Raw genomic sequence first — 21,494 nt, 5'->3', positions numbered from 1 at the left:
TAAAATCTAAAACGGTGAGAATGTTGATGTTAGCATTTACAACAACAGCATGCACCGGAGCGCATGACGATAGCAGAAGTGGGTCTGTTACAAGAGGCTTGCTGATGGCTGGTTCTAAGTGTTTCAGTTTGTACGTTCATGGTTGGATTTTTAATAGTCTACCAAACTTGTAGACAAATATAAATGGTAATATTCAATTCATCAAAAAAAAGTTTTTAATTGTCTACATTTACATCCTGGCCCTTTAGGCTGCACTGAACTAACATGTTGAAATACAGTTTCCTTTACCTACTGATGCTTCTGGCAGTTACCCAACAGGCGCACGCACAGCGTGCCTGTTCAACGATTGGTCAGACGCCGGCTACTGCATTTCCCGTGTGTGGTTCAGAAACTTTTATACAGCAATCCGTACCCATTTGTGGGTATCAGACCATACCCGGCCCTTCCTGTAATACGCCGGGAGATTATAATCACCAGGATAAAAATCCCTACTGGTATAAATTCACTTGTTATACTGCCGGTACATTGGGATTAACGATCACTCCAAATGATCTCACAGAAGATTACGACTGGCAGATCTGGGATATTACCGGCCATGATCCTAACGAAGTATATACGAACAGAAGTTTATACCTCACCATGAACTGGTCTGGCGAAGGTGGCATTACCGGAGCATCTTCTGCAGGCACATCATTGAATGTATGTGGTGGTTACGGGCAACCGCTCTTCAGTTCAATGGCCACCTTGATAAAAGGTCATGAATATTTGCTGCTGATCAGTCACTTTTCAGATTCACAAAAAGGATATAAACTGAGCTTTGGCGGTGGTACCGCAGATATTACAGATCCAATTGTACCTGCATTGGTATCCTCTAAATATGATTGTGCAAATTTTGCAGTAGGTATAAAATTATCCCGCAAAGTATTGTGCAATACACTGGATGCAGATGGAAGTGATTTTATATTTGGTCCGGGCGGCCCAACTATAAAATCCGCGAAAGGAGTGACCTGTACAAATGGATTTGACCTGGATTCCGTTATCCTGTACCTGGATAACGCATTACCGCCCGGAGTTTATACAGTTTTGGCGCAGGATGGAAAAGATGCCAATACCGTATTGAATGCCTGCGGCAAACAATTACCTGCCGGTGAATCAACCTCTTTTACAGTCGTGCAGCCATTGCCGGTAGGCATGGCCAAAATGAAAGTGTTGCCCTGTGCACCGGATGAGCTGGTATTGGAATTTCCCGATGATATCAGGTGCAGTTCTATTGCTGCTGATGGAAGTGATTTTGTTTTGAGCGGCCCTTCTGCTGTAAGTATAATTGGAGCTACAACTATCTGTACTGCGAATGATCTGACACGTACTGTTACATTAAAACTGGATCAGCGGATACTGGCGGCAGGAAACTATACCGTAACATTGGTGGCTGGTACAGATGGTGGTACTATTCTCAGTTATTGCCAGGTAGAAACTTTTCCGGGGGGCCAGGCGCTTTTCAATATACCACCAACACCTCCTGTGTTATTACGTGGTGTTGCGATCCCGGGTTGTGCACCGGTTTCCATAAAAGTAGGTTTGAGCATTCCGGTAAGATGCGGTTCTATTGCAGCGGATGGAAGTGATTTTATTATTACAGGCCCCGGGCCAGTTACCATCACCAGTGCATCCGGCATTTGTAATACGAATGGTTTTGCGGATACAGTGATCCTTCAGTTTGCTGCACCCATCCTCACCATGGGCAGCTTCCAGGTACAAACTGCCACTGGTACGGATGGAAATACCTTACAGAGTGAATGCTGGCAATCAGCCGCAGCAGGACAAATTGCCAATTTTAATACAGCCGATACCGTGAATGCAGATTTTTCCTTCACCCTGCAATTCAATTGTAAACTAACTACGGCCAGCTTTGTACACGATGGGGATAACCATGTAAATAACTGGAAATGGACAATGCCCGATGGCGAGATCCGTCGTGAGCAACGCCCTGTTAAAGTGTTTGATAGCTTTGGTGACAAAGCAGTGCAACTGGAAGTATCCAACGGTGTGTGCAGTGCAAAAGTAGCTACGGCCATCCTGATCACCAGTGAACTGGATGCCATTTTCTCTGTAAATCCCGGGCCTTATTGCCCCATGGAGATAGCCATCCCTAAAAATGAAAGCACCGGTAATATAGTAGCCTGGGAATGGGATTACGGTAATGGTACTACCAGCATTGGGGAACAGCCTCTAAGCATGCGCTATTTCCCACAGGCAAAAGAACAGGATTTCCGCATCCGCCTGATCGTTCGCAATGATGTGAATTGCAGGGACACGATGGATCGTTACGTGAAAGCAGTGCGGAGCTGTTACATCGATGTACCTTCTGCTTTCTCTCCCAACCACGATGGGCAGAATGATTATTTCTATCCCCTCAATGCTTATAAGGCGCAGGACCTGAAGTTCCAGGTATATAACCGTTTGGGGCAACTGGTATTTGAATCCAAAGACTGGCGGAAACGCTGGGATGGTTGTGTGAATGGTGTCCCCGTTGATGTAGGTACTTATGCCTGGATGCTGGAGTACACGGAAGAAGGGGATATGGGGAAAAAAGTTTTCAGAAAAGGGACGGTGGTGCTCGTCAGATAAATTCCTACCTTGGCTGTATGAATTACCATACATTAGGCCAGTCTTCTTTAAAGATCAGTGAAGTATCATTCGGCTGTATGTCCCTCCATTCCGGTGGGGAAGAATTGATCCATCGTGCAATAGACCTTGGCATTAATTATTTTGATACAGCAGACCTATATGATAAAGGCACCAATGAAAGCCTGCTGGGCAAAGCATTACAGGGCAGAAGAGATAAAGTGATCATTGCCACCAAAGCAGGGAACCAATGGCGGGAAGATGGCAGCGGCTGGGACTGGAACCCACGAAAGGAATATATACTTTCAGCTGTGGAAGGCAGCCTGTTACGCCTGAAAACAGATTACATTGATCTGTATCAACTGCATGGGGGCACCATCGAGGACCCCATCGATGAAACCATTGAAGCATTTGAGTTATTGAAACAACAGGGAAAGATCCGCTATTACGGCATTTCTTCCATTCGCCCGAATGTGATCAGGGAGTACATAAAACGTTCTAATATTATCAGCGTAATGATGCAATACAGCTTGCTGGACCGCAGGCCGGAGATCAGCTGCCTGCCATTATTGGAGAAACACAACATTGGTGTGCTGGCAAGAGGCAGTGTGGCAAAAGGATTGCTCGTCGATAAACCAGCCGCTCCTTACCTCAGTTATACCAAAGAAGAAGTGCAGCGGGCAAAAGAAGCGATAGAAGCTGTCTCCGGCCCGCAGCGCCTTCCTGCGCAATCCGCTTTGAAATATGTGCTCATGCATTCTGCTGTTACATCTGCTGTAGTAGGGATCCGTACCCGGCAGCAACTGGAAGAAGCTGCCGCCAATGTACCCAGACTGAATGCTACAGAATATGAACAACTCACCGCAGCGGTGCCTGTAAGGGATTATACAGAACACCAATGATCCTTTAATTCTTTAACAATCCCTGCTTCTCTAATTCCTTTACCAGCGCAGCTGTATAACTCTTCGAGAAATCGTCAATGCTGTTGGGGTTCATGGTGGAAGACTGGATAGAGAATAACAGTTCTTCCGATGTGGCATCATACACATTACTTTCCATCACATACGTTTTGTCCGTGGTGTAATACCCCGGATCATACATCATGGGAGACCAATAGGAGTAATACCCCCAGAAATTACCATACCAGCCATAACGGGGGTAAGGAGCATATCTTCCGGAACCAGGCACATAGCGTGTTTCACTTTCCTTATCCAGCAACGCAACCGTAAAGATGGCATCACATCCCTGTTGTTGCACTTTGCTCAGCATGGCGCTTTTATCTGCCGGATTTTGTTTCGTGAAATTGGGTGGGAAAACATCAATACTTTTTACCACTTTGTATCCTTTTGCAGTAGCTGCATTCGCCAGGTTATCTTCAATCGCTCTTTTTGCATTCACATTATTCACCAGTGCTGCAATGAAAATACTCTTATACGTTTTGGCGGGTGCCGTATCACTTTTCCAGAAATTGGTCACGTAAGTGGGGGTAGCACAGGAAAAGAGGAGTGCCATTATTAACAATAAGCAGGAGGCTTTTTTCATAGCATATCAATTTTAACTAAAGAACAGACTTGTCTTGTAATTTGTTCATAATCGAACGGACACTGTACTAAAAGCGGACAATCTGAATATTGTAAACAGTTGGTTTTCAATATATTTGTACTATGGTATTTAATTTGAAGCCCTTGGTGTTATAACCTGAAATCTATGTTCCGTAATTACCTCCGCATTGCCTGGCGTAATCTCTTAAAGAACAAAACATTCTCCTTCATCAATATCACCGGCCTTGCCATTGGCATGGCTTCGTGTATTATGATCATGTTGTTTGTTACCTACGAAAAGGGGTTCGACAGTCAGCATACAAAGAACATTTACAGGTTGTGCGAAGTGCAGAAATGGGAAGGTATGGTAGCGCCGCAGAATGTTGCGCTGAGCATGTATCCTATGGCCACGGCGTTGAAGCGGGAGTTTCCTGAAGTGGTCAACTTTGTCAGGGTATCACCAAATGATGGCCTGGATATTAATTACGGAGAGAAAAGAATATTCCTGAAGAGATCACTTTTAGTAGATTCTACTTTTCTGCAGCTGTTTAATTTTAAACTTACTGCAGGAGACAAAGGAACTGCGTTGATGAAACCCGGCAGCATTATCCTGTCTGAAGAAACAGCGGTAAAGATGTTCGGAGAAGTTGATCCTATAGGCAAAACCATCGTAAAGAATATAGGAGATACCGTTGTTCTACATGTAACAGGTGTGATAAAAATACCCGCTGAATCACATTTTCAATTTGATGCGTTGATCCCTTTTAGTACGCGGTATAATCCGGAATGGGAAAAGAACTGGGGAGGCAATTGGGTGACCACGTACCTGGAACTGGCGCCCCATGCCAATATCGCCGGGATGACTAATAAATTCCCTGCTTTCCTGAAAGAACATATGGCAATGGATGACAGGTGGAAAGGGTATGAATTATTCCTGCAATCGCTGCCGGATGTACATGCCGGTTCTACTAATATTACACATGATTACATCAATTTCCAGAAGTTCGATAAACGGTATACTTATATCTTCTTTATCATAGGCGTGATGATCCTCATCATTGCCTGCATCAACTTCATGAACCTTTCTACTGCAAGGTCTGCGGAAAGGGCAAAGGAAGTAGGGATCCGGAAATCTATTGGCGCGCACCGTTCACAGCTGGCCTGGCAGTTCATCGGAGAATCTGTGATGTTATCCTTCATTGCATTGATCTTTGCTTTGCTGGTAGTATGGTTCACCTTGCCACTTGTATCGAATTTTAGTGAGCGGGCCTTACATTTTCCTTTATTCACCAACTGGAAAGTATTTGGAGTGGTAGTGGGCGGTACTGTGCTGTTAGGTATATTGGCAGGGCTTTACCCGGCAGGATATCTTTCTTCCTTTGAACCGGTGAAAGTATTGAAAGGCTCCATACAATCTGGCAGGAACAAGGGGAATTTAAGGAATGCATTAGTAGTAGTGCAATTCACCGCGGCCGTATTCCTCATTATTGCCACTGTATTTGCGCTGAAGCAATTGCATTTTATGCAAACAAAGGACCGTGGATTTAATGGTGATCAAATACTATTGCTGAAACTGGATAGCGAAACAAACGGCAGGTATGATGCGATGAAACAGGAGTTGCTGGGAAGTTCCCTGATCACTGCTGTATCTGCTTCCCAGCAAAGATTGGGCGCTAATATACACCAGGGCGGTGTGAACTTTCATGGAAATGGCCCTGTGCGTAATTTAGCCACATCCGGTGTAGTGGTAGATAAGGATTTCATCAAATTATATAAGATACCGATAATCGCAGGTGCAGACTTTTCAAAAGATGTGGCCAACAATGCCAAAGAATATATCATCAATGAAACGCTGGCCAAAGAGTTATTGAAAGAAGAAAAGAAAGGCGCCACGATGGAATCCCTCGTAGGGAAAATGTTTGGATATGGTGGTATGGATTCCTCCGGGAGGATAGTGGGTATTACAAAAGACTTCAATTTTAATACGCTTCATCATAAGATAGAAACCCTGATGATGTTTTCACAGAAGGATTGGGGTTACAGTGAAATGGCCATCAAACTCAACGGGAATAAGATCAAAGAATCCATGGCTTTGGTAGAAACGATTTGGAACAAACATGTGGTAGGCCATCCTTTTGATCCCTATTTCCTGGACCAGCATTTTGCAAAGATCTATCAGTCTGATAAACAGGTGAGTACTGTAGTGTTGATCCTGGCCATACTGGCTATTATCATTTCCTGCCTGGGTTTATTCGGACTGGCATCTCATGCCGCGGAAAGAAGGCTGAAAGAGATCGGCATCCGGAAAGTATTGGGTGCCACGGTGCAGAATATTGTGACCATGATGAGCAAAGACTTTGTAAAGCTGGTGATCATTGCCAACCTCATCGCCTGGCCCATTGCCTGGTTTGCTGTATATAACTGGTTGAATGACTTTGCTTACCGTATCAATATCAGCTGGTGGGTTTTTGGCATTGCGGGTATCATTGCTGTATTGATTGCTTTGTGTACTGTCAGTTACCAGGCCATCAGGGCAGGGTACAGTAACCCGGTGAACAGCCTGAAAATGGATTAGAGCGGTTTAGAGGAATCACGGATAATAAGGTGGCTGGATAATACTTCCTGCTCAAATACCGTAACGGGTTTCCTGCTTTCTATCATTTCTATCAGTAATTCCGTAGCCCTTTGCCCGATCTCAAATGCCGGTTGCCGGACCACACTTACAGGCGGCGTAAAAAGATCTGCCAGGTTGGTATTGGTGAACCCAATGAAACCCACCTGTTTATATTTATTCTGCACATTTTTCAGCGCACTCAGGCATACGGTTGTTAGCCGATCACCTGCTGTAAATAAAGCGTCAATCTTACCTTTATTGATAAATAAGCTCTCTACAGCTTCCTCTACTTCGTCATAGATCATGCCGCCGCGATTGCAATGTTTTACCAGTTCATCATCATAGGGAATGCCGTGTTTTTGCAGGGCATCTTTATACCCCTGTAACCTTTCCCGTGTGATATTCAGGTTGATGGTACTGGTGATATGCCCTATTTTCCTGAAGCCCTGGGAGATCAGATGTTCTGTAGCATGGAAGGCGCCCTGGTAGTTATCTGCTATTACCTTATGGGTATCAAGCTCTTCCATCACCCTGTCGAACTGCACGATGGGAAAACCTTTTTCATGCAATTGGTTGAGGTAAGAAATGTCTGTGGTTTCGCAGGAAAAAGACAGCAGAAGCCCGTCCACATTGCGGGACACGAGATGCTGCACATTCACCATTTCCCTGTCGCGGCTCTCGTGGCTTTGCGTAATAATAACGTGATAACCCCTGTTGTAAGCAATGGATTCAATACCGTTAATAGCTTGTGAAAAGAAGTTGTTGGCAATCTCTGAAACTACGATACCGATGGCTTTGCTGCGTTGTTCCTTCAGGCTCAGTGCAATAAGGTTGGGCCTGTAGTTCATGCGCTCTGCATATTCCAGTACCATCTTCTTTGTTTCCGCAGATATCTCGTACCGTCCGCGCAGGGCGCGGGATACCGTTGAAGTGGAAAGGTTTAGCGCCTTGGCGATATCCTTAATCGTTATTACATCATCGAATTTCATCTTGGTTGATAGGTCTGTCTGCTTTACGTGGATAACTAAAATAAGAAATTTAATGAGTTAAATGGGTTTTTTCCACCCTTTGCAATCGTTATCGGGAACGATTGCATAAATAAAGTTACGCATATATTGTGTAGTTGACACTTTATGGTGTAGCATTGTTAAACAGTAAGCAAGGTGTTTCCACGTAACCGATTTTATTTTATCAACCCTTCCACATATGAAACTGATATTACCCACGTTGTTGCTTTTTCTGATAATTGCAGTTCCCGCTATGGCGCAAACCCGTAAGATCACCGGCCAGGTTACGGCCACCGGTACCGGCGCTTTGGGAGGTGTAACGATTCAGATCAAGAACACTAAAACTGGTGTTTCCTCAGATGCAGCAGGCAATTATAGCCTGGATGTACCTGCCTCCGGAGACCCCGTTCTCGTTTTCCGATTTATGGGCTTTAAGACAGTAGAGACAAAAGTAAATGGCCGTAGTGTAATTAATATAGAACTGACTGAAGAAGCCTCTTCCCTGAATGATGTTGTGATCATTGGTTATGGCACTGCCAGGCGGGGGGACCTTACCGGTTCTGTTTCATCTGTCAATGCAAAACAGATCAAAGACATCCCTATTAACTCTGCTGCACAGGCACTTACAGGACGACTGGCCGGCGTGCAGGTAACCGGCTCTGAAGGATCACCCAATGCAGATGTAATGATCCGTGTAAGAGGTGGCGGTTCTATTACGCAGGATAATTCTCCGCTGTATGTAATAGATGGTGTGCAGGTAGAAAATGCACTTTCCTCTATTTCCCCGCAGGACATTGCTTCCATTGATGTATTAAAAGATGCATCCACTACTGCTATTTATGGTGCAAGAGGTGCCAATGGCGTAGTGATCATCACTACCAAAGGTGGAAGGAATGCCAAAACCACCCTCAACTACAGCGGTTTTATGGGCTTCCGTAAACTGGCTAACAAACTGGAAGTGATGAAGCCTTATGACTTTGTTACTTACTGGTATGAAAGAACACGCGGCGTTGTGGCAGACAGTACTGCTTTTGCCAGAGCTTATGGTACCACCTGGGATACACTGGCTAATTACAAAAATGTACCCTTCGCAGACTGGCAGGATGAAATGTTTGGCGGCAAGGCATTAATGCAAACACATAATGTAAGTGTGAATGGCGGCAACGCTTCCACACAATACAATCTCAGCCTTACATCCAATACAGAAGAAGGCATCATGCTGCAATCTGATTTCGACAGAAAACTGGCCAGCTTCAAGTTTGATCATACGCTGAACAAGATGATCAAAGTAGGTTTTAATACCCGTTACAATCATACGGTGGTGAATGGAGCCGGTACTACCAATGAAGGTTCTTCTGCCACCAACAGGTTGCGGCACAGTCTCAAATACCGTCCTTTGTTGATGAGAGGATTGGGGATAGATGATTTTGACCAGGAATACTGGCTGGAAACAAATGCGAACAGTCTCAGCCTGGGTAATCCCATCCTGCTCAATGAAGCAGAATACCGAAAGAACATCAGTGATATCCTTAACCTCAGCGGTTATGTCAATATTGAACTTACAAAGTTCCTGAGCTTCCGGAGTACTTTTGGTTATGACCTGAACACAGAAGAAAGAAGGTTCTTTGATGATACGCTTACCTCAAATGCGCGACAATATGGTAATACACCACTTGCCATGTTGCAGAACATTAAAAAGGTAACGTTGAATAATTCCAATGTGCTCACCTTCAGCAATGCACAACTGGGAGGCGACTTTTCTAAAAGGAATGAGATCACGGTGCTGGTAGGGCATGAGATCTATGAAAGCAGGATGAATACCAGTACTATTGAAACACGTTATTTCCCGGCAGGTATCACACCGGAATGGGCATTGGCGAATATGAACCTGGGCTCTGCGCCACAGGGTGTGCAACAGCCCAAACCAGTGACCACTGAACTCACCAGCCGGCTGGTATCTCTTTTTGGCAGGATAAATTATGCTTATGATAAAAAATATTTGCTGGCATTTTCGATGCGGGGAGATGGCTCCTCTAAATTCGCTGCAGCAAATAAATGGGGTTATTTCCCCTCTGGTTCCATTGCCTGGCGCATCTCCAACGAAGATTTTCTGAAGGACCAACTTGGTCCGGTGAGTGATCTGAAGGTGCGCGCGGCATATGGTAAGGCGGGAAATAACCGCATTAATGATTTCCTTTACCAGATGCAGTACAGTGCTATACAGTCATCTGTTTCGTTCCCGCAATACGGATTGAATGAGCAGGTGGTGGCAGCGCTGGCGCCTGTAGCATTAGCTAATCTGGACCTGCTGTGGGAAAGTACTATTTCCCGCAATATTGGTCTTGACCTTGCACTCTGGAACGGAAGGGTTGTATTCAATGCAGACTTCTACAAAAATACCACAGACAATCTGCTGGTAGCAGCACCCATTTCTCCTACACTGGGTTACGACAAGCAAATGCAGAACGTAGGGGCTACTACCAATAAGGGCATGGAATTCCAGGTGAATGCCATTCCTATTCAGCAAAAAGATTTTAACTGGAACCTCAATTTCAATATCTCCTTCAATAAGAATACAGTAGACCGGCTCGCTGCTAAACAAGTGAACGGATACCTGCAAAACTCCGGATGGTTCCACCCAACAAATGCCACGGCAGATTACATTGTACGGGTAGGTGATCCGGTAGGTGCTATCTGGGGATTGGAAACAGATGGTTTTTATAAAATAGACGATTTCGATTACGACGCTGCTACCAGGGTATACACATTGAAAAAGGGAGTACCCAGTAATAACAGCATCACTTCCACACCACCGCAACCCGGTACGCTCAAATTCAAAGACCTGAACGGAGATAGTGTGATCACAGAAAAAGACAGGAAGGTAATTGGTGTGGCGCAGCCTAAATTCTTCGGTGGCCTCAGCCAGCAATTCTCTTACAAACAATTTGACCTGAGTGTGTTTGTGAACTTCCAGGTAGGCAATGATGTGTTCAATGCCAACAGGCTGGAATTCACCAGTGGATATACCAATAACTCCAATATGCTGGCCATCATGAATGATCGCTGGAGAACGATCAATGACAGGGGAGAAGTGGTGACAGATCCGGTAGCACTGGCTGAACTGAATAAGAATGCGAAGATCTGGCGGCCCGGTACACAGGCAGCTTCTTTCATTGCACATTCCTGGGCAGTGGAAGATGGTTCCTTCTTACGGGTGAATAATATTTCGCTGGGTTATACATTACCACCTTCTTTACTGAAGAAGATGCGGATGCAAACCCTCCGTATCTATGGCACTGTAAACAACCTGGCCATCTGGACGAAATATTCCGGTTATGATCCTGAAGTGAGTACACGGCGTGCCAGTGGGGTAACGCCAGGGGTTGACTTTTCTGCCTATCCCCGCAGCCGTTCATTCCTTTTAGGGCTAAATCTTTCATTATAAAAGACAGCACCATGAAAATCAGATATATCATTATACTTATTACAATTTGCCTGGCTGCCTGTAAGAACTACCTGGAAGTGGCGCCGGTGTCTTCTTTTGATCCTGCCATCACCTTCTCCAACGTGGTGAATGCAAGGATGGCAGTGCTGGGTACATATGGCGCATTAACCGGAGACCAGGTGTATGGTATCCGCGTGAATATGTATTACGCTTATGACAGTGATGAAATGATGGGGCAGGGGGGTACACCTTATCCGGATAATGAGCGGAGGGATATTGCGCATTATAATGTAACACCTAACAACTCACAGCTGGCACAACCTTTCAGCCAGTTATATAACGGAATAGAAAGAGCGAACCTCTGCATCTACTATATTCCAAAGATGGAGCAGTACACAAATGGAACAGAAACAGAAAAGAAAGAGTTGCAGCGCCTGCATGGAGAATCATTGACCCTTCGTGCGCAGTTCTATTATGAGCTGATCCGCAACTGGGGAGATGTACCGGCACATTTTCAACCGGCTATTTTTGAAACAGATCTGTACCCTGCAAAAACAAACAGGGATACGATCTATGATCACATATTAAACGACCTGGCGGTTGCGGCTCCGCTGGTTCCCTGGAGAACAGCTGCCGGTACAAGGGATGAAAGGATCACACAAGGGGCTGTGAGAGCCATGCGTGCTAAGATCGCACTCACCCGCGGCGGATATTCCCTGCGCTTATCAAAGCAAATGGAACGCCCTGCCAACTATAAAACGTTTTATGAAATAGCACGCACAGAGTGTAATGAGATCATGCAGCATCGTACAGATCATAGTCTCAATACCAGCTTTCAGGCTTTATTTAAAGATAATCTCTGCGCGCACAGATTAGACCCTGCAGGAGAGATCATCTTTGAAGTGGCGATGGCTGGTGCCAACAGTGCAACAGGCGATAGTAAAATGGGTTATTACAATGGGCCAAGATTTGGTACTGTTGGGAATGGTGCATTAACCATCCTGCCCACTTATTTCTATGCCTTTGATTCGGTGGATAGCCGCAGGGATGTTACTTGCGCACCTTATGATCTTACTACCACACTGAATAAGGCAGGCCGCCCGTTACAAACGATGGTGGATGGAAAGTTCCGCCGGGACTGGATCACCAACCCCGTATCCGTAACTTCTGTGGCACAATACTTTGGATTGAACTGGCCGCTGATCCGTTTCTCAGATGTATTGCTGATGTATGCAGAAGCAGATAATGAATTGAATAATGGTCCATCCGCTACTGCAATAAGTGCATTTGAAGAAGTGAGGAAACGTGCTTATGGCACCAATCCTATAGGCACAACACCTACAGCTTATGCAGATTTCTTTAATGCCATCGTAAAAGAAAGGCTGCTGGAATTTGGCGGGGAAGGGATCAGGAAATATGATCTGATCCGCTGGAACCTGCTGGCCACAAAGATCGCGGATACCAAAACTGCATTAACTGCTATGTCTGCCAGAACTGCACCCTACAATACTTTGCCGCAAACCATGTATTTCAGGAACAACTCGGCTGACCTTGTTTGGGCAGGATCATTTTATAAAGCAACTGTAACACCTGCTCCCACAGGCTATACTGCCGTAGCCTGGTTCGGAACGGCTATCAATACTACTATCATCAGATATTATGCTATAGAGTTTAAAACAGGTAAAAGTGAACTGTTGCCGATCGCTCAATCGGTACTGGATGCTAACCCGAATTTGAAACAGGACTATGGATATTAAGGGCTTATTTTTTTCACTAATTCTGGTAATTATCATCCCTGGTTGTGCGTCTGCACAACCAGCTTTTCCTGGCGCTGAAGGTTTTGGCAGGAATACTACCGGAGGAAGAGGCGGCAAAGTACTGATCGTGCGTAATCTTAATGATAACGGGCCGGGTAGTTTGCGGGAGGCCATCAATGCCACGTTTCCCCGTATGATCGTGTTTGCAGTTTCCGGCACTATTGCACTGCAATCTCCCCTGAGGATCAATACCGGCAATTGTACCATCGCTGGTCAATCTGCCCCCGGAGACGGTATCTGCATCAGGGATTATACCGTTTCCATCCATGCGGATAATGTGATCATCCGTTATATGCGTTTCCGTTTAGGAGATGAAAAGAAACAGGCGGACGATGCATTTAACGGCATCGGCAATAAGCGCATTATGATAGATCATTGTTCCATGAGCTGGGCTGTGGATGAATGCGCTTCATTCTATGACAACAAGGAATTTACTTTACAATGGAGCATCATTTCAGAGAGCCTTCGCAGCTCCGTGCATCCAAAAGGAGAACATGGTTACGGAGGAATATGGGGTGGGCAGGGCGCCAGTTTTCATCATAACATACTTGCCAGCAATACCAGCAGGAATCCCCGTTTCTGCGGTTCCCGTTATACACACGAACCCGCAAAGGAAGTAGTGGATTTCAGGAATAACGTGATCTTCAACTGGGCGTATAATAGTTTGTATGGGGGAGAAGGCGGCAATCATAACATCGTAAATAACTACTATAAAGCAGGTCCCGCCACGAAGAAGAATGTGCGCGACAGGATTGTGAACCCATGGGATACGGCTGCATTTACAAAATTCTATGTACAGGGAAATTATGTGGATGGATCAGAGAAAGTAACGGCGGATAACTGGGCAGGTGGTGTGCAGTGTAATGATCCGGCTGGAGTAAGGTTAAAAGAACCGGTACTGGTAGTAGCGATTCCACCACAATCTGCTGTGATGGCTTATAAAGAAGTATTGCAAGGTGCAGGCGCCAGTTTACACAGGGATGCGGTAGATGAAAGGATCGTAAAGGAGATTAGCAGCGGTAAAACAACTTTTGGAGATGGCATTATTGATAAACCTGGTGGTTGGCCGGTTTTGAAATCACTGGCAGCACAAAAGGATACAGACGAAGATGGCATGCCAGATGAATGGGAGCAGAAACACGGACTGGATGTACAAAATGCAAAAGATGCTTCGGCATATACAATTGATAAACAGTACACGAATATTGAAATGTACCTGAATGGTTTATTATGAAGAACAGCTTATTTATTGCAGGGATAATGCTATTACAGCTATCGTTGCAGGCACAGCAGCAGGTACAGGTACCTGTTTTTAAAAAAGACACTTTTAACATTACCCGTTATGGTGCACAACCGGATGGGGTAACGTTAAACACGGGTTTTATACAGGCAGCTATTGATGCCTGTAATAAAAAAGGGGGAGGTGTAGTGTTCATTCCGAAAGGATTGTGGCTCACCGGCCCTATTACATTGAAAAGCAAAGTTAACCTGCACTTAGAGAGGAACGCCCTGCTGAGGTTTACAACAGATAAAACGGTCTATCCCCTGGTAAAAGGAAATTGGGAAGGATTAGAACAGATGCGTAATCAGTCTCCGCTGTCGGGCACTAACCTGGAAGATATTGCTATCACCGGCAAAGGAAGTGTAGACGGCGGAGGAGATGCCTGGCGCATGGTGAAGCGGGATAAGCTCACAGACAGCCAATGGAAAAAGCTCATAACTTCTGGTGGAATATTGAGTGAAGACAAAAAGACATGGTATCCTTCAGAAAGCATGCAGCGTGGTGCACAAATGACGAATCCGGGTGTGATCAGTTCTGATCATAGTGATGCGCATTTCCAGTCCATCAAAGATTTTCTGCGCCCTAACTTACTGGTGCTTACGAATTGTAAAAGGATCTTACTGGAAGGTGTCACTTTCCAGAACTCCCCGGCCTGGTGCCTGCACACCTTACTCAGCGAACATCTGACCATGCGGGATGTATATGTAAAGAATCCATGGTATGCCCAGAACGGAGATGGCATTGATGTGGAATCCTGCAAGAATGTGGTGATCGAAAACAGCACATTTGATGTGGGAGATGATGCCATCTGCATTAAGTCTGGACGTGATGAAGCGGGGAGGAAAAGAGGGGTGCCCACAGAAAACGTATGGGTGCGCAATTGCACGGTATATCATGCGCACGGTGGTTTTGTAATTGGCAGCGAAATGAGTGGTGGCGCAAGGAACATTTATGTGGAAGACTGCACTTTTATGGGAACGGATATTGGGTTGCGTTTCAAAACCACCCGCGGAAGAGGTGGTATTGTAGAGAACATCCACATAAAGAATATCAACATGCAGGACATTCCCGGAGAAGCCATCCTGTTTGATATGTATTACATGGCGAAAGATCCGATCCCATTGACAGGAGAAAAACAGGTTGCGCCTAAAGTAGAATTGCTCCCTGTAACAGAAGCCACCCCGCAGTTCCGTAATTTCTTTATCAGTAATGTAACGTGTTACGGGGCCGCAAGGGCCATCTTTATCCGTGGCCTGCCGGAAATGAAGATCAGGAATATACAGTTGAAGAATATGGTATTGCAGGCTGATAAGGGAGTGGAAGTATCAGATGCAAGTGAAGTATCCTTACAGAACGTCCGGGTTATTACCAGTGAAAAAACTGAAACGATCAATAAAGTGTATTAAGATGAGATATCTGTTAACCATTACATTTCTTTTCAGCAGTCTGTATAGCTATGCGCAATCGGCGAAAGATATGGCGGCCACGGTGATGGAAAAATGGAAGGATTCATTGTCGATGGCACCCGGAAGACCCGTGAGATGGACTTACGACCAGGGCGTTGTATTAAGAGGCATAGAAGGTTTATGGCAGCGAACAAAAGACCCTGTTTACCTGGCTTACATCAAAAAAAGCATGGACCATTTTGTGGAACCCGATGGCAATATCCGCACGTACAAACAGGAAGATTTTAATATTGATAACGTGATGCCGGGCCGCAACCTGCTTTTTCTTTACCGCCAAACGAGACAAGAAAAATACAGGCTGGCAGCTGCTAATCTGAGGAAACAGCTAAAAGAACATCCACGTACAAAGTCCGGCGGTTTCTGGCATAAGAAGATCTACCCCTGGCAGATCTGGCTGGATGGCTTTTATATGGCGCAGCCATTTTATCTTGATTATGCCCTCACTTTTAAAGAAGATACAGTCATCAATGATATTGTCCGCCAGTTTGTACAGATAGAGCAGGTTGCCCGGGATAAAAAAACGGGTTTACTTTATCATGGTTATGATGAATCCCGGCAGCAGAAATGGGCAGATAAAACAACGGGGCTTTCCCCGCACGTATGGGCCAGGGCGATGGGATGGTACGGTATGGCGTTAGTAGATGTATTGGAATTATATCCCCGTAGTGCGGCATTGAAAAACATATTGGGCCGCCTGGCAGTAGCCATAGAAAAATACCAGGACCCTAAAACAGGTTTGTGGTGGGATATCGTAGATCTACCGGGAAAGGAAAAGAATTATTTAGAAGCATCTGCTTCCAGCATGTTCACTTATACGCTGGCCAAAGGTGTACGCTTGGGTGTTTTACCTGCCAGATATAAAGCCGTAGCTAAACGTGCATATGCCGGTATCCTTAAAGAATTTATCAGGAGAGATGAACGCGGGTTTACGCATTTGCATGGTACGGTAAGTGTATCCGGTTTGGGTGGTAACCCATACAGGGATGGAAGTTTTGAATATTATATGAGTGAAAAAGTAGTGGTGGATGATCCTAAGGGAGTAGGGTCTTTTCTGCAGGCTGCTAATGAGATGGAAATGCCATAAATAGAATATTATGATTTTGTCGCGATTTACGTTGAAGCACATTGTGCCCGGTGCGGTGAAAGTTCCGGATGAGCATCTGTTTGAACTACCGGAGAAAGTGTTGCAGTTTGGAACAGGCGTATTGCTGAGAGGATTGGTAGATCATTATATTGACAAAGCCAACCGCAACGGTATCTTTTCCGGAAGGATCGTGGTAGTGAAATCTACAGGGCAGGGAGGCGCAGATGCATTTGATAAACAGGATGCTTTATATACGCTTTGCATCCGTGGGGTGATGAACAATCAAACGATCGCGGAGAATTATATCAATGCATCTATCAGCAGGGTATTACATGCGCAGAAAGACTGGGAGCAGATCTTATCCTGCGCACACGATCAGGGCATGCAGGTGATCATTTCCAATACCACGGAAGTAGGGATTCAACTGGTGAATGATGATATCCGCCGGCATCCGCCCATTTCTTTTCCCGGTAAATTACTGGCCTTTTTATATGAACGTTTTAAAGCATTCGGGGGAAGTATCCACAGCGGTATGGTGATCGTACCTACGGAACTGGTACCGGATAATGGCATAAAACTGGAAGCGATCGTATTGGAACTGGCACACCTGAACGGTTTGCCGGAAGAATTTATGGAATGGCTGGAGAAATATAACTACTTCTGTAATTCGCTGGTAGACCGTATTGTGCCCGGCTCTCCGGATCCGGCACTGCAATCATCACTGGAAAAGGAATTCGGTTATTCGGATGCATTGCTCAGTATTGCAGAAGCATATAGTCTCTGGGCCATTGAAGGAGATGAAAAGATCAGGAAGGTATTGAGCTTTGCAGAAGCCAATGAAGAGATCGTGATCAAACCGGATATTGATCTTTTCCGGGAATTAAAACTGCGTTTGCTGAACGGAGCACATACATTGAGTTGCGGGGTAGCTTTCCTTTCTGGTTTTGAAACGGTGAAAGAAGCGATGGATGAACCCGTTTTCTCTGCTTATATCAGCAACCTGATGTTAAATGAACTGGCCAATGGTATCCCTTACCCCGTAGATCCGCAGGTAGCAGTGCAATTCGGGCAAAGTGTGCTGGACAGGTTTCAGAATCCCTATATCCGCCATTACTGGAAAAGTATCACGATGCAGTACAGTACTAAAATGAAAATGCGCTGTTTGCCCATCCTGCTGGAATATTATGAAAGGCATGGCCGCCTGCCTGAGTTATTTGCGAGAGGGTTTGCCGCCTGGCTGTATTTTATGCGGGTGCAGGAAAAGGAGGGGCGTTATTATGGGGAACTGAACGGTCAATCTTATGAAGTGATAGATGACATGAGCCCTGTTTTCTGCAAACGATGGGAAGAATTAACACCCGGAGAGCTGGTATACACCACGTTATCAGACCGGTCTTTCTGGAAACACGACCTCAGTTTATTGCCCGGCTGGCAGAAGATGATATTGCAACAGCTGGAAGAGATCATGCACCAGGGAATGCCCGCTGCGCTTGTCAGCAGCAGCTGAAACCAGCAAAAAAGGGGTTAATCAACTAAACTGCCGTACTTTTGCGGCAATGCAATCAATTAACGACATACTTTCGAGATTAAAGATAGATCAGCTGAACGAGATGCAGCTGGCGTCTATTGAAGCGACTAAAAAAGAACAGGATGTGATCCTGTTATCAGATACCGGTTCCGGCAAAACGCTGGCTTTCCTCATTCCTGTACTGCATTTGCTGGACCCTGCTAATAAGAAAACGCAGGCCATGATCATCGTTCCTTCCCGGGAACTGGCATTACAGATTGAGCAGGTGTTCAGGTCTATGATCACCGGTTTTAAAGTTACCTGCTGTTATGGTGGTCACCTGCGGGAAACAGAAGAAAACAATCTTCTGGAAGCTCCAGCCCTGATCATTGGCACTTGCGGCCGCCTGGCGGATCATATCCGCAGAGGCAATATTCAAACAGACAGCATCGAAACACTGGTGCTGGACGAGTTTGATAAATCCATCGAATTAGGCTTCCAGGAGGAATTGTCCTTTATCATGGGTAACCTGAAAGGCCTGAAAAAACGCATCCTCACCTCTGCCACAGATTCTGTGGAGATCCCTGATTATATTGGCCTGCAAGCACATGAAACGCTCAATTTCGCCACCGGCGAAAAAGCGGAAGCCCTGGCAGTTAAATGGGTGAAAAGTGATGATGACGACAAAATAGCCACCCTTTTCCGCCTGATCTGTTACTTCGGTAACCGTTCCACCATCGTATTCTGCAATCACCGGGAATCCGTAGAGCGCACCAGTAATATGCTGGCGGACAGAGGTATAACTAATGTATTTTACCATGGCGCCATGGAACAACAGGAACGGGATGTGGCTTTGTGCAAGTTCCGTAACGGTACTTCCAATGTGCTGGTAACAACAGACCTGGCAGCACGTGGCCTGGATATTCCGAATATCCGTTATATTGTACATTATCACCTTCCGCATACAGAAGATATCTTCACACACCGTAATGGCAGAACTGCCCGTATGGATGCCAGCGGTACTGCTGTTGTGATCCTTTCTCCGGATGAAAAGATGCCAAATTACATCGCTTCAGATATAGAAGAGATCCAGTTGCCTGAAACGGCTGTTGTGCCGGAAAGTCCTAAATGGTCTACTTTGTTCATTGGCGGTGGAAAGAAGAACAAGATCAATAAAGTAGATATCGTGGGTTTCCTCACCAATAAAGGAGATCTGAAGAAAGAAGATATCGGCTTAATTGAAGTGAAGGATTTCTTCTCTTTTGTGGGCATCCGTAAAAGTCGCATGGGCAATACCTTGCAGCTGATCAAGAATGAAAAGATCAAAAACAAGAACGTAAAGATCGATATAGCCAAATAGCCGACTGTTATGGTTTTGGAGTTGTGTATCATATTTTTCTTCATAGCATTGGTGTATTCATCCGCCGGTTTTGGCGGAGGTTCCAGTTACCTTGCATTGATGGCATTATGGGGCGTTGGGTTTCAGTTGATGAAATCTACCGCCCTTCTTTGTAATGTGGTAGTAGTAATGGGTGGTGTATATCACTTCTGGAAAAATGGCCACCTGCCCATGAAAAAGGCATTGCAATTAAGCCTGGTGAGTGTGCCCCTGGCATTCATCGGAAGTTATCTTCCCATGAAACAGGCCACCTTTTTCCTTGTGCTGGGTATTGCGTTAACACTGGCAGCATTGCTCATGTGTTTCCGTTTAATCTTTCAGAAAACCTATACCATTCGTGAGCAGCCCCGTGGCCTTTATGGTATTATTGGTGGTGCCATAGGTTTCCTTTCCGGCATGACGGGAATTGGAGGTGGCATCTATCTTGCGCCGGTATTGCGCCTGGGGCAATATGATACGGCTAAGAACATTGCAGGATTAAGTAGCTTTTTTATACTCGTGAATTCTATTTCAGGGTTACTGGGACAGGCTGCCAAAGGAGCTATCCTGGTAGACTGGCCTTTTACACTTCCCTTAATAATAGCAGTAATAGCAGGCGGACAGATCGGTGCGCGTTTAAGTGCGGCGGCTCTGAAACCCCGTTGGGTAGAGGCGGCTACGGCTTTGCTGATCTTATATGCAGGGGGAAGGATGTTGTTTAGCCTCCAATAACAGACATGCTTTCCAGTTGGGCATGTGTATTTGATCTCGCTGCTTCAAAACCATCTACAGCTCTTTTCTGCAATGCAGCCTGCAAATGTTCCAGCAGTTCTGCATCAGAAGCACCTTCTTTTAGTAACGATTTTACATTTAATACATCATCTCCGTAAAGGCAGGTTTTGAGGCCGCCTGTGGGGGTAATGCGAATTCTGTTACAGCTGCCGCAGAAAGTACGGCTGTAAGCAGGGATCACACCAATGCTGCCTTTATGTTGTGGTATCTGATAATTCAGGGATGTACTGTGCGGGGCATCGGTTATTTTTTCTATGGGATACTGCGCGCGGATGGTATCCAGGATCCGGAGATAATTCCAGTTGATGCCGGAGAAATCATTCCCCTGTCCGTTAAAGGGCATTTCTTCTATAAACCTTACTGATACTGGCTGATCGCGGGTAAGGGCAACAAAATCGATCAGTTCGTCTGTATTGACCCCATCCATCACTACCATATTGAGCTTCACTTCCATGTCATGCGCGAGTAGGCTTTCCAGCGTTTGTTTTACGGCGCTGAACTGGTCCCGGCGGGTGATCTGGAAAAAACGGGGGGCTTGCAGGGTGTCCAGGCTGAGATTGATCTGGCGGATGCCTAATGTTTTGAGTGCTGGAATAAATGGAGCGGTGAGTACGCCATTGGTGGTAATGGAAATGCTGGCCATGGGGGCCAGTTGTTCCAGCAGCTGCATCAGGTCTTTTCGTAAAAAGGGTTCGCCGCCAGTGATCCGTATTTTGTTGATGCCGGCGTCTGTTAATGTTCGCATTAACCGTACGATCTCTTCATAGCTGAGCAGTGCTGCTCTTTCCAGGAACTGCATATTTTCCGGCATACAATAAGTACAGCGGAGGTTACACCGGTCCGTAACCGCTAATCTCACATAATTGATCGTTCGCTGGTGATTATCCTTCAACATCTGGCTAAAGTTAACGAATTATCGCCGCTATATTGTAGCTT

General features: G+C 45.5%; 14 protein-coding genes. 11 read left to right on the top strand and 3 right to left on the bottom strand.

The genetic code is table 11. The features are described 5' to 3' along the window. The first annotated feature begins 294 nt into the window (after positions 1 to 294). Both GFS24_RS12165 and GFS24_RS12160 read left to right on the top strand, forming a co-directional pair. On the top strand, positions 295 to 2,628 hold the full coding sequence (locus GFS24_RS12165) for a gliding motility-associated C-terminal domain-containing protein (protein WP_173003055.1): 2,334 nt from the start codon (positions 295 to 297) through the stop codon (positions 2,626 to 2,628). 17 nt (positions 2,629 to 2,645) lie between these two features. Beyond that, positions 2,646 to 3,527 carry an aldo/keto reductase gene (locus GFS24_RS12160; protein ID WP_153659827.1) on the top strand — a complete coding sequence of 294 codons (882 nt, stop codon included), beginning with the start codon at positions 2,646 to 2,648 and terminating at the stop codon, positions 3,525 to 3,527. 4 nt (positions 3,528 to 3,531) lie between these two features. Here GFS24_RS12160 and GFS24_RS12155 read toward each other — a convergent pair whose 3' ends face one another. Next, positions 3,532 to 4,167 carry a hypothetical protein gene (locus tag GFS24_RS12155; protein ID WP_153659826.1) on the bottom strand — a complete coding sequence of 212 codons (636 nt, stop codon included), beginning with the start codon at positions 4,165 to 4,167 and terminating at the stop codon, positions 3,532 to 3,534. Positions 4,168 to 4,332: 165 nt separating this feature from the next. Between GFS24_RS12155 and GFS24_RS12150 the strand changes: the two genes are divergently transcribed. Then, positions 4,333 to 6,741: an ABC transporter permease gene (locus tag GFS24_RS12150; RefSeq protein WP_153659825.1), complete on the top strand. Its 2,409-nt coding sequence runs from the start codon at positions 4,333 to 4,335 to the stop codon at positions 6,739 to 6,741. On the opposite strand, the gene GFS24_RS12145 is transcribed toward GFS24_RS12150, so the two are convergent. Then, positions 6,738 to 7,769 (bottom strand): LacI family DNA-binding transcriptional regulator, encoded by a 1,032-nt coding sequence (locus tag GFS24_RS12145; protein WP_153659824.1) that lies wholly within the window; start codon positions 7,767 to 7,769, stop codon positions 6,738 to 6,740. The two genes, GFS24_RS12150 and GFS24_RS12145, sit on opposite strands and share 4 nt — an antisense overlap. 217 nt (positions 7,770 to 7,986) lie before the next feature. Here GFS24_RS12145 and GFS24_RS12140 point away from each other — a divergent pair, with 217 nt between their 5' ends. The 8 genes from GFS24_RS12140 to GFS24_RS12105 are packed head-to-tail and all read left to right on the top strand — an operon-like array spanning position 7,987 to position 20,498. Next, complete coding sequence (locus GFS24_RS12140; RefSeq protein WP_153659823.1) at positions 7,987 to 11,232, top strand: TonB-dependent receptor; 3,246 nt, start codon at positions 7,987 to 7,989, stop codon at positions 11,230 to 11,232. 11 nt (positions 11,233 to 11,243) lie between these two features. Beyond that, positions 11,244 to 12,989 (top strand): RagB/SusD family nutrient uptake outer membrane protein, encoded by a 1,746-nt coding sequence (locus tag GFS24_RS12135; RefSeq protein ID WP_153659822.1) that lies wholly within the window; start codon positions 11,244 to 11,246, stop codon positions 12,987 to 12,989. Next, positions 12,979 to 14,283, top strand: a complete 1,305-nt coding sequence (locus GFS24_RS12130) for a polysaccharide lyase family 1 protein (protein WP_153659821.1) — start codon at positions 12,979 to 12,981, stop codon at positions 14,281 to 14,283. The genes GFS24_RS12135 and GFS24_RS12130 overlap by 11 nt, the downstream gene beginning before the upstream one ends. Continuing rightward, complete coding sequence (locus tag GFS24_RS12125) at positions 14,280 to 15,737, top strand: glycoside hydrolase family 28 protein (RefSeq protein ID WP_153659820.1); 1,458 nt, start codon at positions 14,280 to 14,282, stop codon at positions 15,735 to 15,737. The genes GFS24_RS12130 and GFS24_RS12125 overlap by 4 nt, the downstream gene beginning before the upstream one ends. A gap of 1 nt (position 15,738) precedes the next feature. Continuing rightward, the gene (locus GFS24_RS12120) at positions 15,739 to 16,881 is read left to right on the top strand and encodes a glycoside hydrolase family 105 protein (RefSeq protein ID WP_153659819.1); all 1,143 of its coding nucleotides are present in this window, start codon (positions 15,739 to 15,741) and stop codon (positions 16,879 to 16,881) included. Between the two features lie 10 nt (positions 16,882 to 16,891). Beyond that, complete coding sequence (locus tag GFS24_RS12115; protein WP_153659818.1) at positions 16,892 to 18,388, top strand: tagaturonate reductase; 1,497 nt, start codon at positions 16,892 to 16,894, stop codon at positions 18,386 to 18,388. Between the two features lie 49 nt (positions 18,389 to 18,437). Further along, positions 18,438 to 19,748 (top strand): DEAD/DEAH box helicase, encoded by a 1,311-nt coding sequence (locus GFS24_RS12110; RefSeq protein WP_153659817.1) that lies wholly within the window; start codon positions 18,438 to 18,440, stop codon positions 19,746 to 19,748. 9 nt (positions 19,749 to 19,757) lie between these two features. Then, positions 19,758 to 20,498 carry a sulfite exporter TauE/SafE family protein gene (locus tag GFS24_RS12105; RefSeq protein ID WP_153659816.1) on the top strand — a complete coding sequence of 247 codons (741 nt, stop codon included), beginning with the start codon at positions 19,758 to 19,760 and terminating at the stop codon, positions 20,496 to 20,498. Here GFS24_RS12105 and moaA read toward each other — a convergent pair. Then, positions 20,485 to 21,453 (bottom strand): GTP 3',8-cyclase MoaA, encoded by a 969-nt coding sequence (moaA, locus tag GFS24_RS12100; protein ID WP_153659815.1) that lies wholly within the window; start codon positions 21,451 to 21,453, stop codon positions 20,485 to 20,487. The genes GFS24_RS12105 and moaA overlap by 14 nt on opposite strands. Between the last annotated feature and the right edge of the window lie 41 nt (positions 21,454 to 21,494).

Origin of the sequence: Chitinophaga sp. SYP-B3965 (genome assembly GCF_009647655.1) — a bacterium.
Classification (GTDB): Bacteria; Bacteroidota; Bacteroidia; order Chitinophagales; family Chitinophagaceae; genus Chitinophaga.
This window is presented reverse-complemented; position numbering and strand designations above follow the sequence as displayed.

What these genes read in the sequence shown, in the direction of transcription:
- GFS24_RS12160 (WP_153659827.1), top strand. Translation starts at nt 2,646, where the DNA reads ATGAATTACCATACATTAGGCCAGTCTTCTTTAAAGATCAGTGAAGTA.
- GFS24_RS12105 (WP_153659816.1), top strand. Translation starts at nt 19,758, where the DNA reads ATGGTTTTGGAGTTGTGTATCATATTTTTCTTCATAGCATTGGTGTAT.
- GFS24_RS12150 (WP_153659825.1), top strand. Translation starts at nt 4,333, where the DNA reads ATGTTCCGTAATTACCTCCGCATTGCCTGGCGTAATCTCTTAAAGAAC.
- GFS24_RS12115 (WP_153659818.1), top strand. Translation starts at nt 16,892, where the DNA reads ATGATTTTGTCGCGATTTACGTTGAAGCACATTGTGCCCGGTGCGGTG.
- GFS24_RS12125 (WP_153659820.1), top strand. Translation starts at nt 14,280, where the DNA reads ATGAAGAACAGCTTATTTATTGCAGGGATAATGCTATTACAGCTATCG.
- moaA (WP_153659815.1), bottom strand. Translation starts at nt 21,453, where the DNA reads ATGTTGAAGGATAATCACCAGCGAACGATCAATTATGTGAGATTAGCG.
- GFS24_RS12120 (WP_153659819.1), top strand. Translation starts at nt 15,739, where the DNA reads ATGAGATATCTGTTAACCATTACATTTCTTTTCAGCAGTCTGTATAGC.
- GFS24_RS12155 (WP_153659826.1), bottom strand. Translation starts at nt 4,167, where the DNA reads ATGAAAAAAGCCTCCTGCTTATTGTTAATAATGGCACTCCTCTTTTCC.
- GFS24_RS12110 (WP_153659817.1), top strand. Translation starts at nt 18,438, where the DNA reads ATGCAATCAATTAACGACATACTTTCGAGATTAAAGATAGATCAGCTG.
- GFS24_RS12130 (WP_153659821.1), top strand. Translation starts at nt 12,979, where the DNA reads ATGGATATTAAGGGCTTATTTTTTTCACTAATTCTGGTAATTATCATC.
- GFS24_RS12145 (WP_153659824.1), bottom strand. Translation starts at nt 7,769, where the DNA reads ATGAAATTCGATGATGTAATAACGATTAAGGATATCGCCAAGGCGCTA.
- GFS24_RS12140 (WP_153659823.1), top strand. Translation starts at nt 7,987, where the DNA reads ATGAAACTGATATTACCCACGTTGTTGCTTTTTCTGATAATTGCAGTT.
- GFS24_RS12135 (WP_153659822.1), top strand. Translation starts at nt 11,244, where the DNA reads ATGAAAATCAGATATATCATTATACTTATTACAATTTGCCTGGCTGCC.
- GFS24_RS12165 (WP_173003055.1), top strand. Translation starts at nt 295, where the DNA reads ATGCTTCTGGCAGTTACCCAACAGGCGCACGCACAGCGTGCCTGTTCA.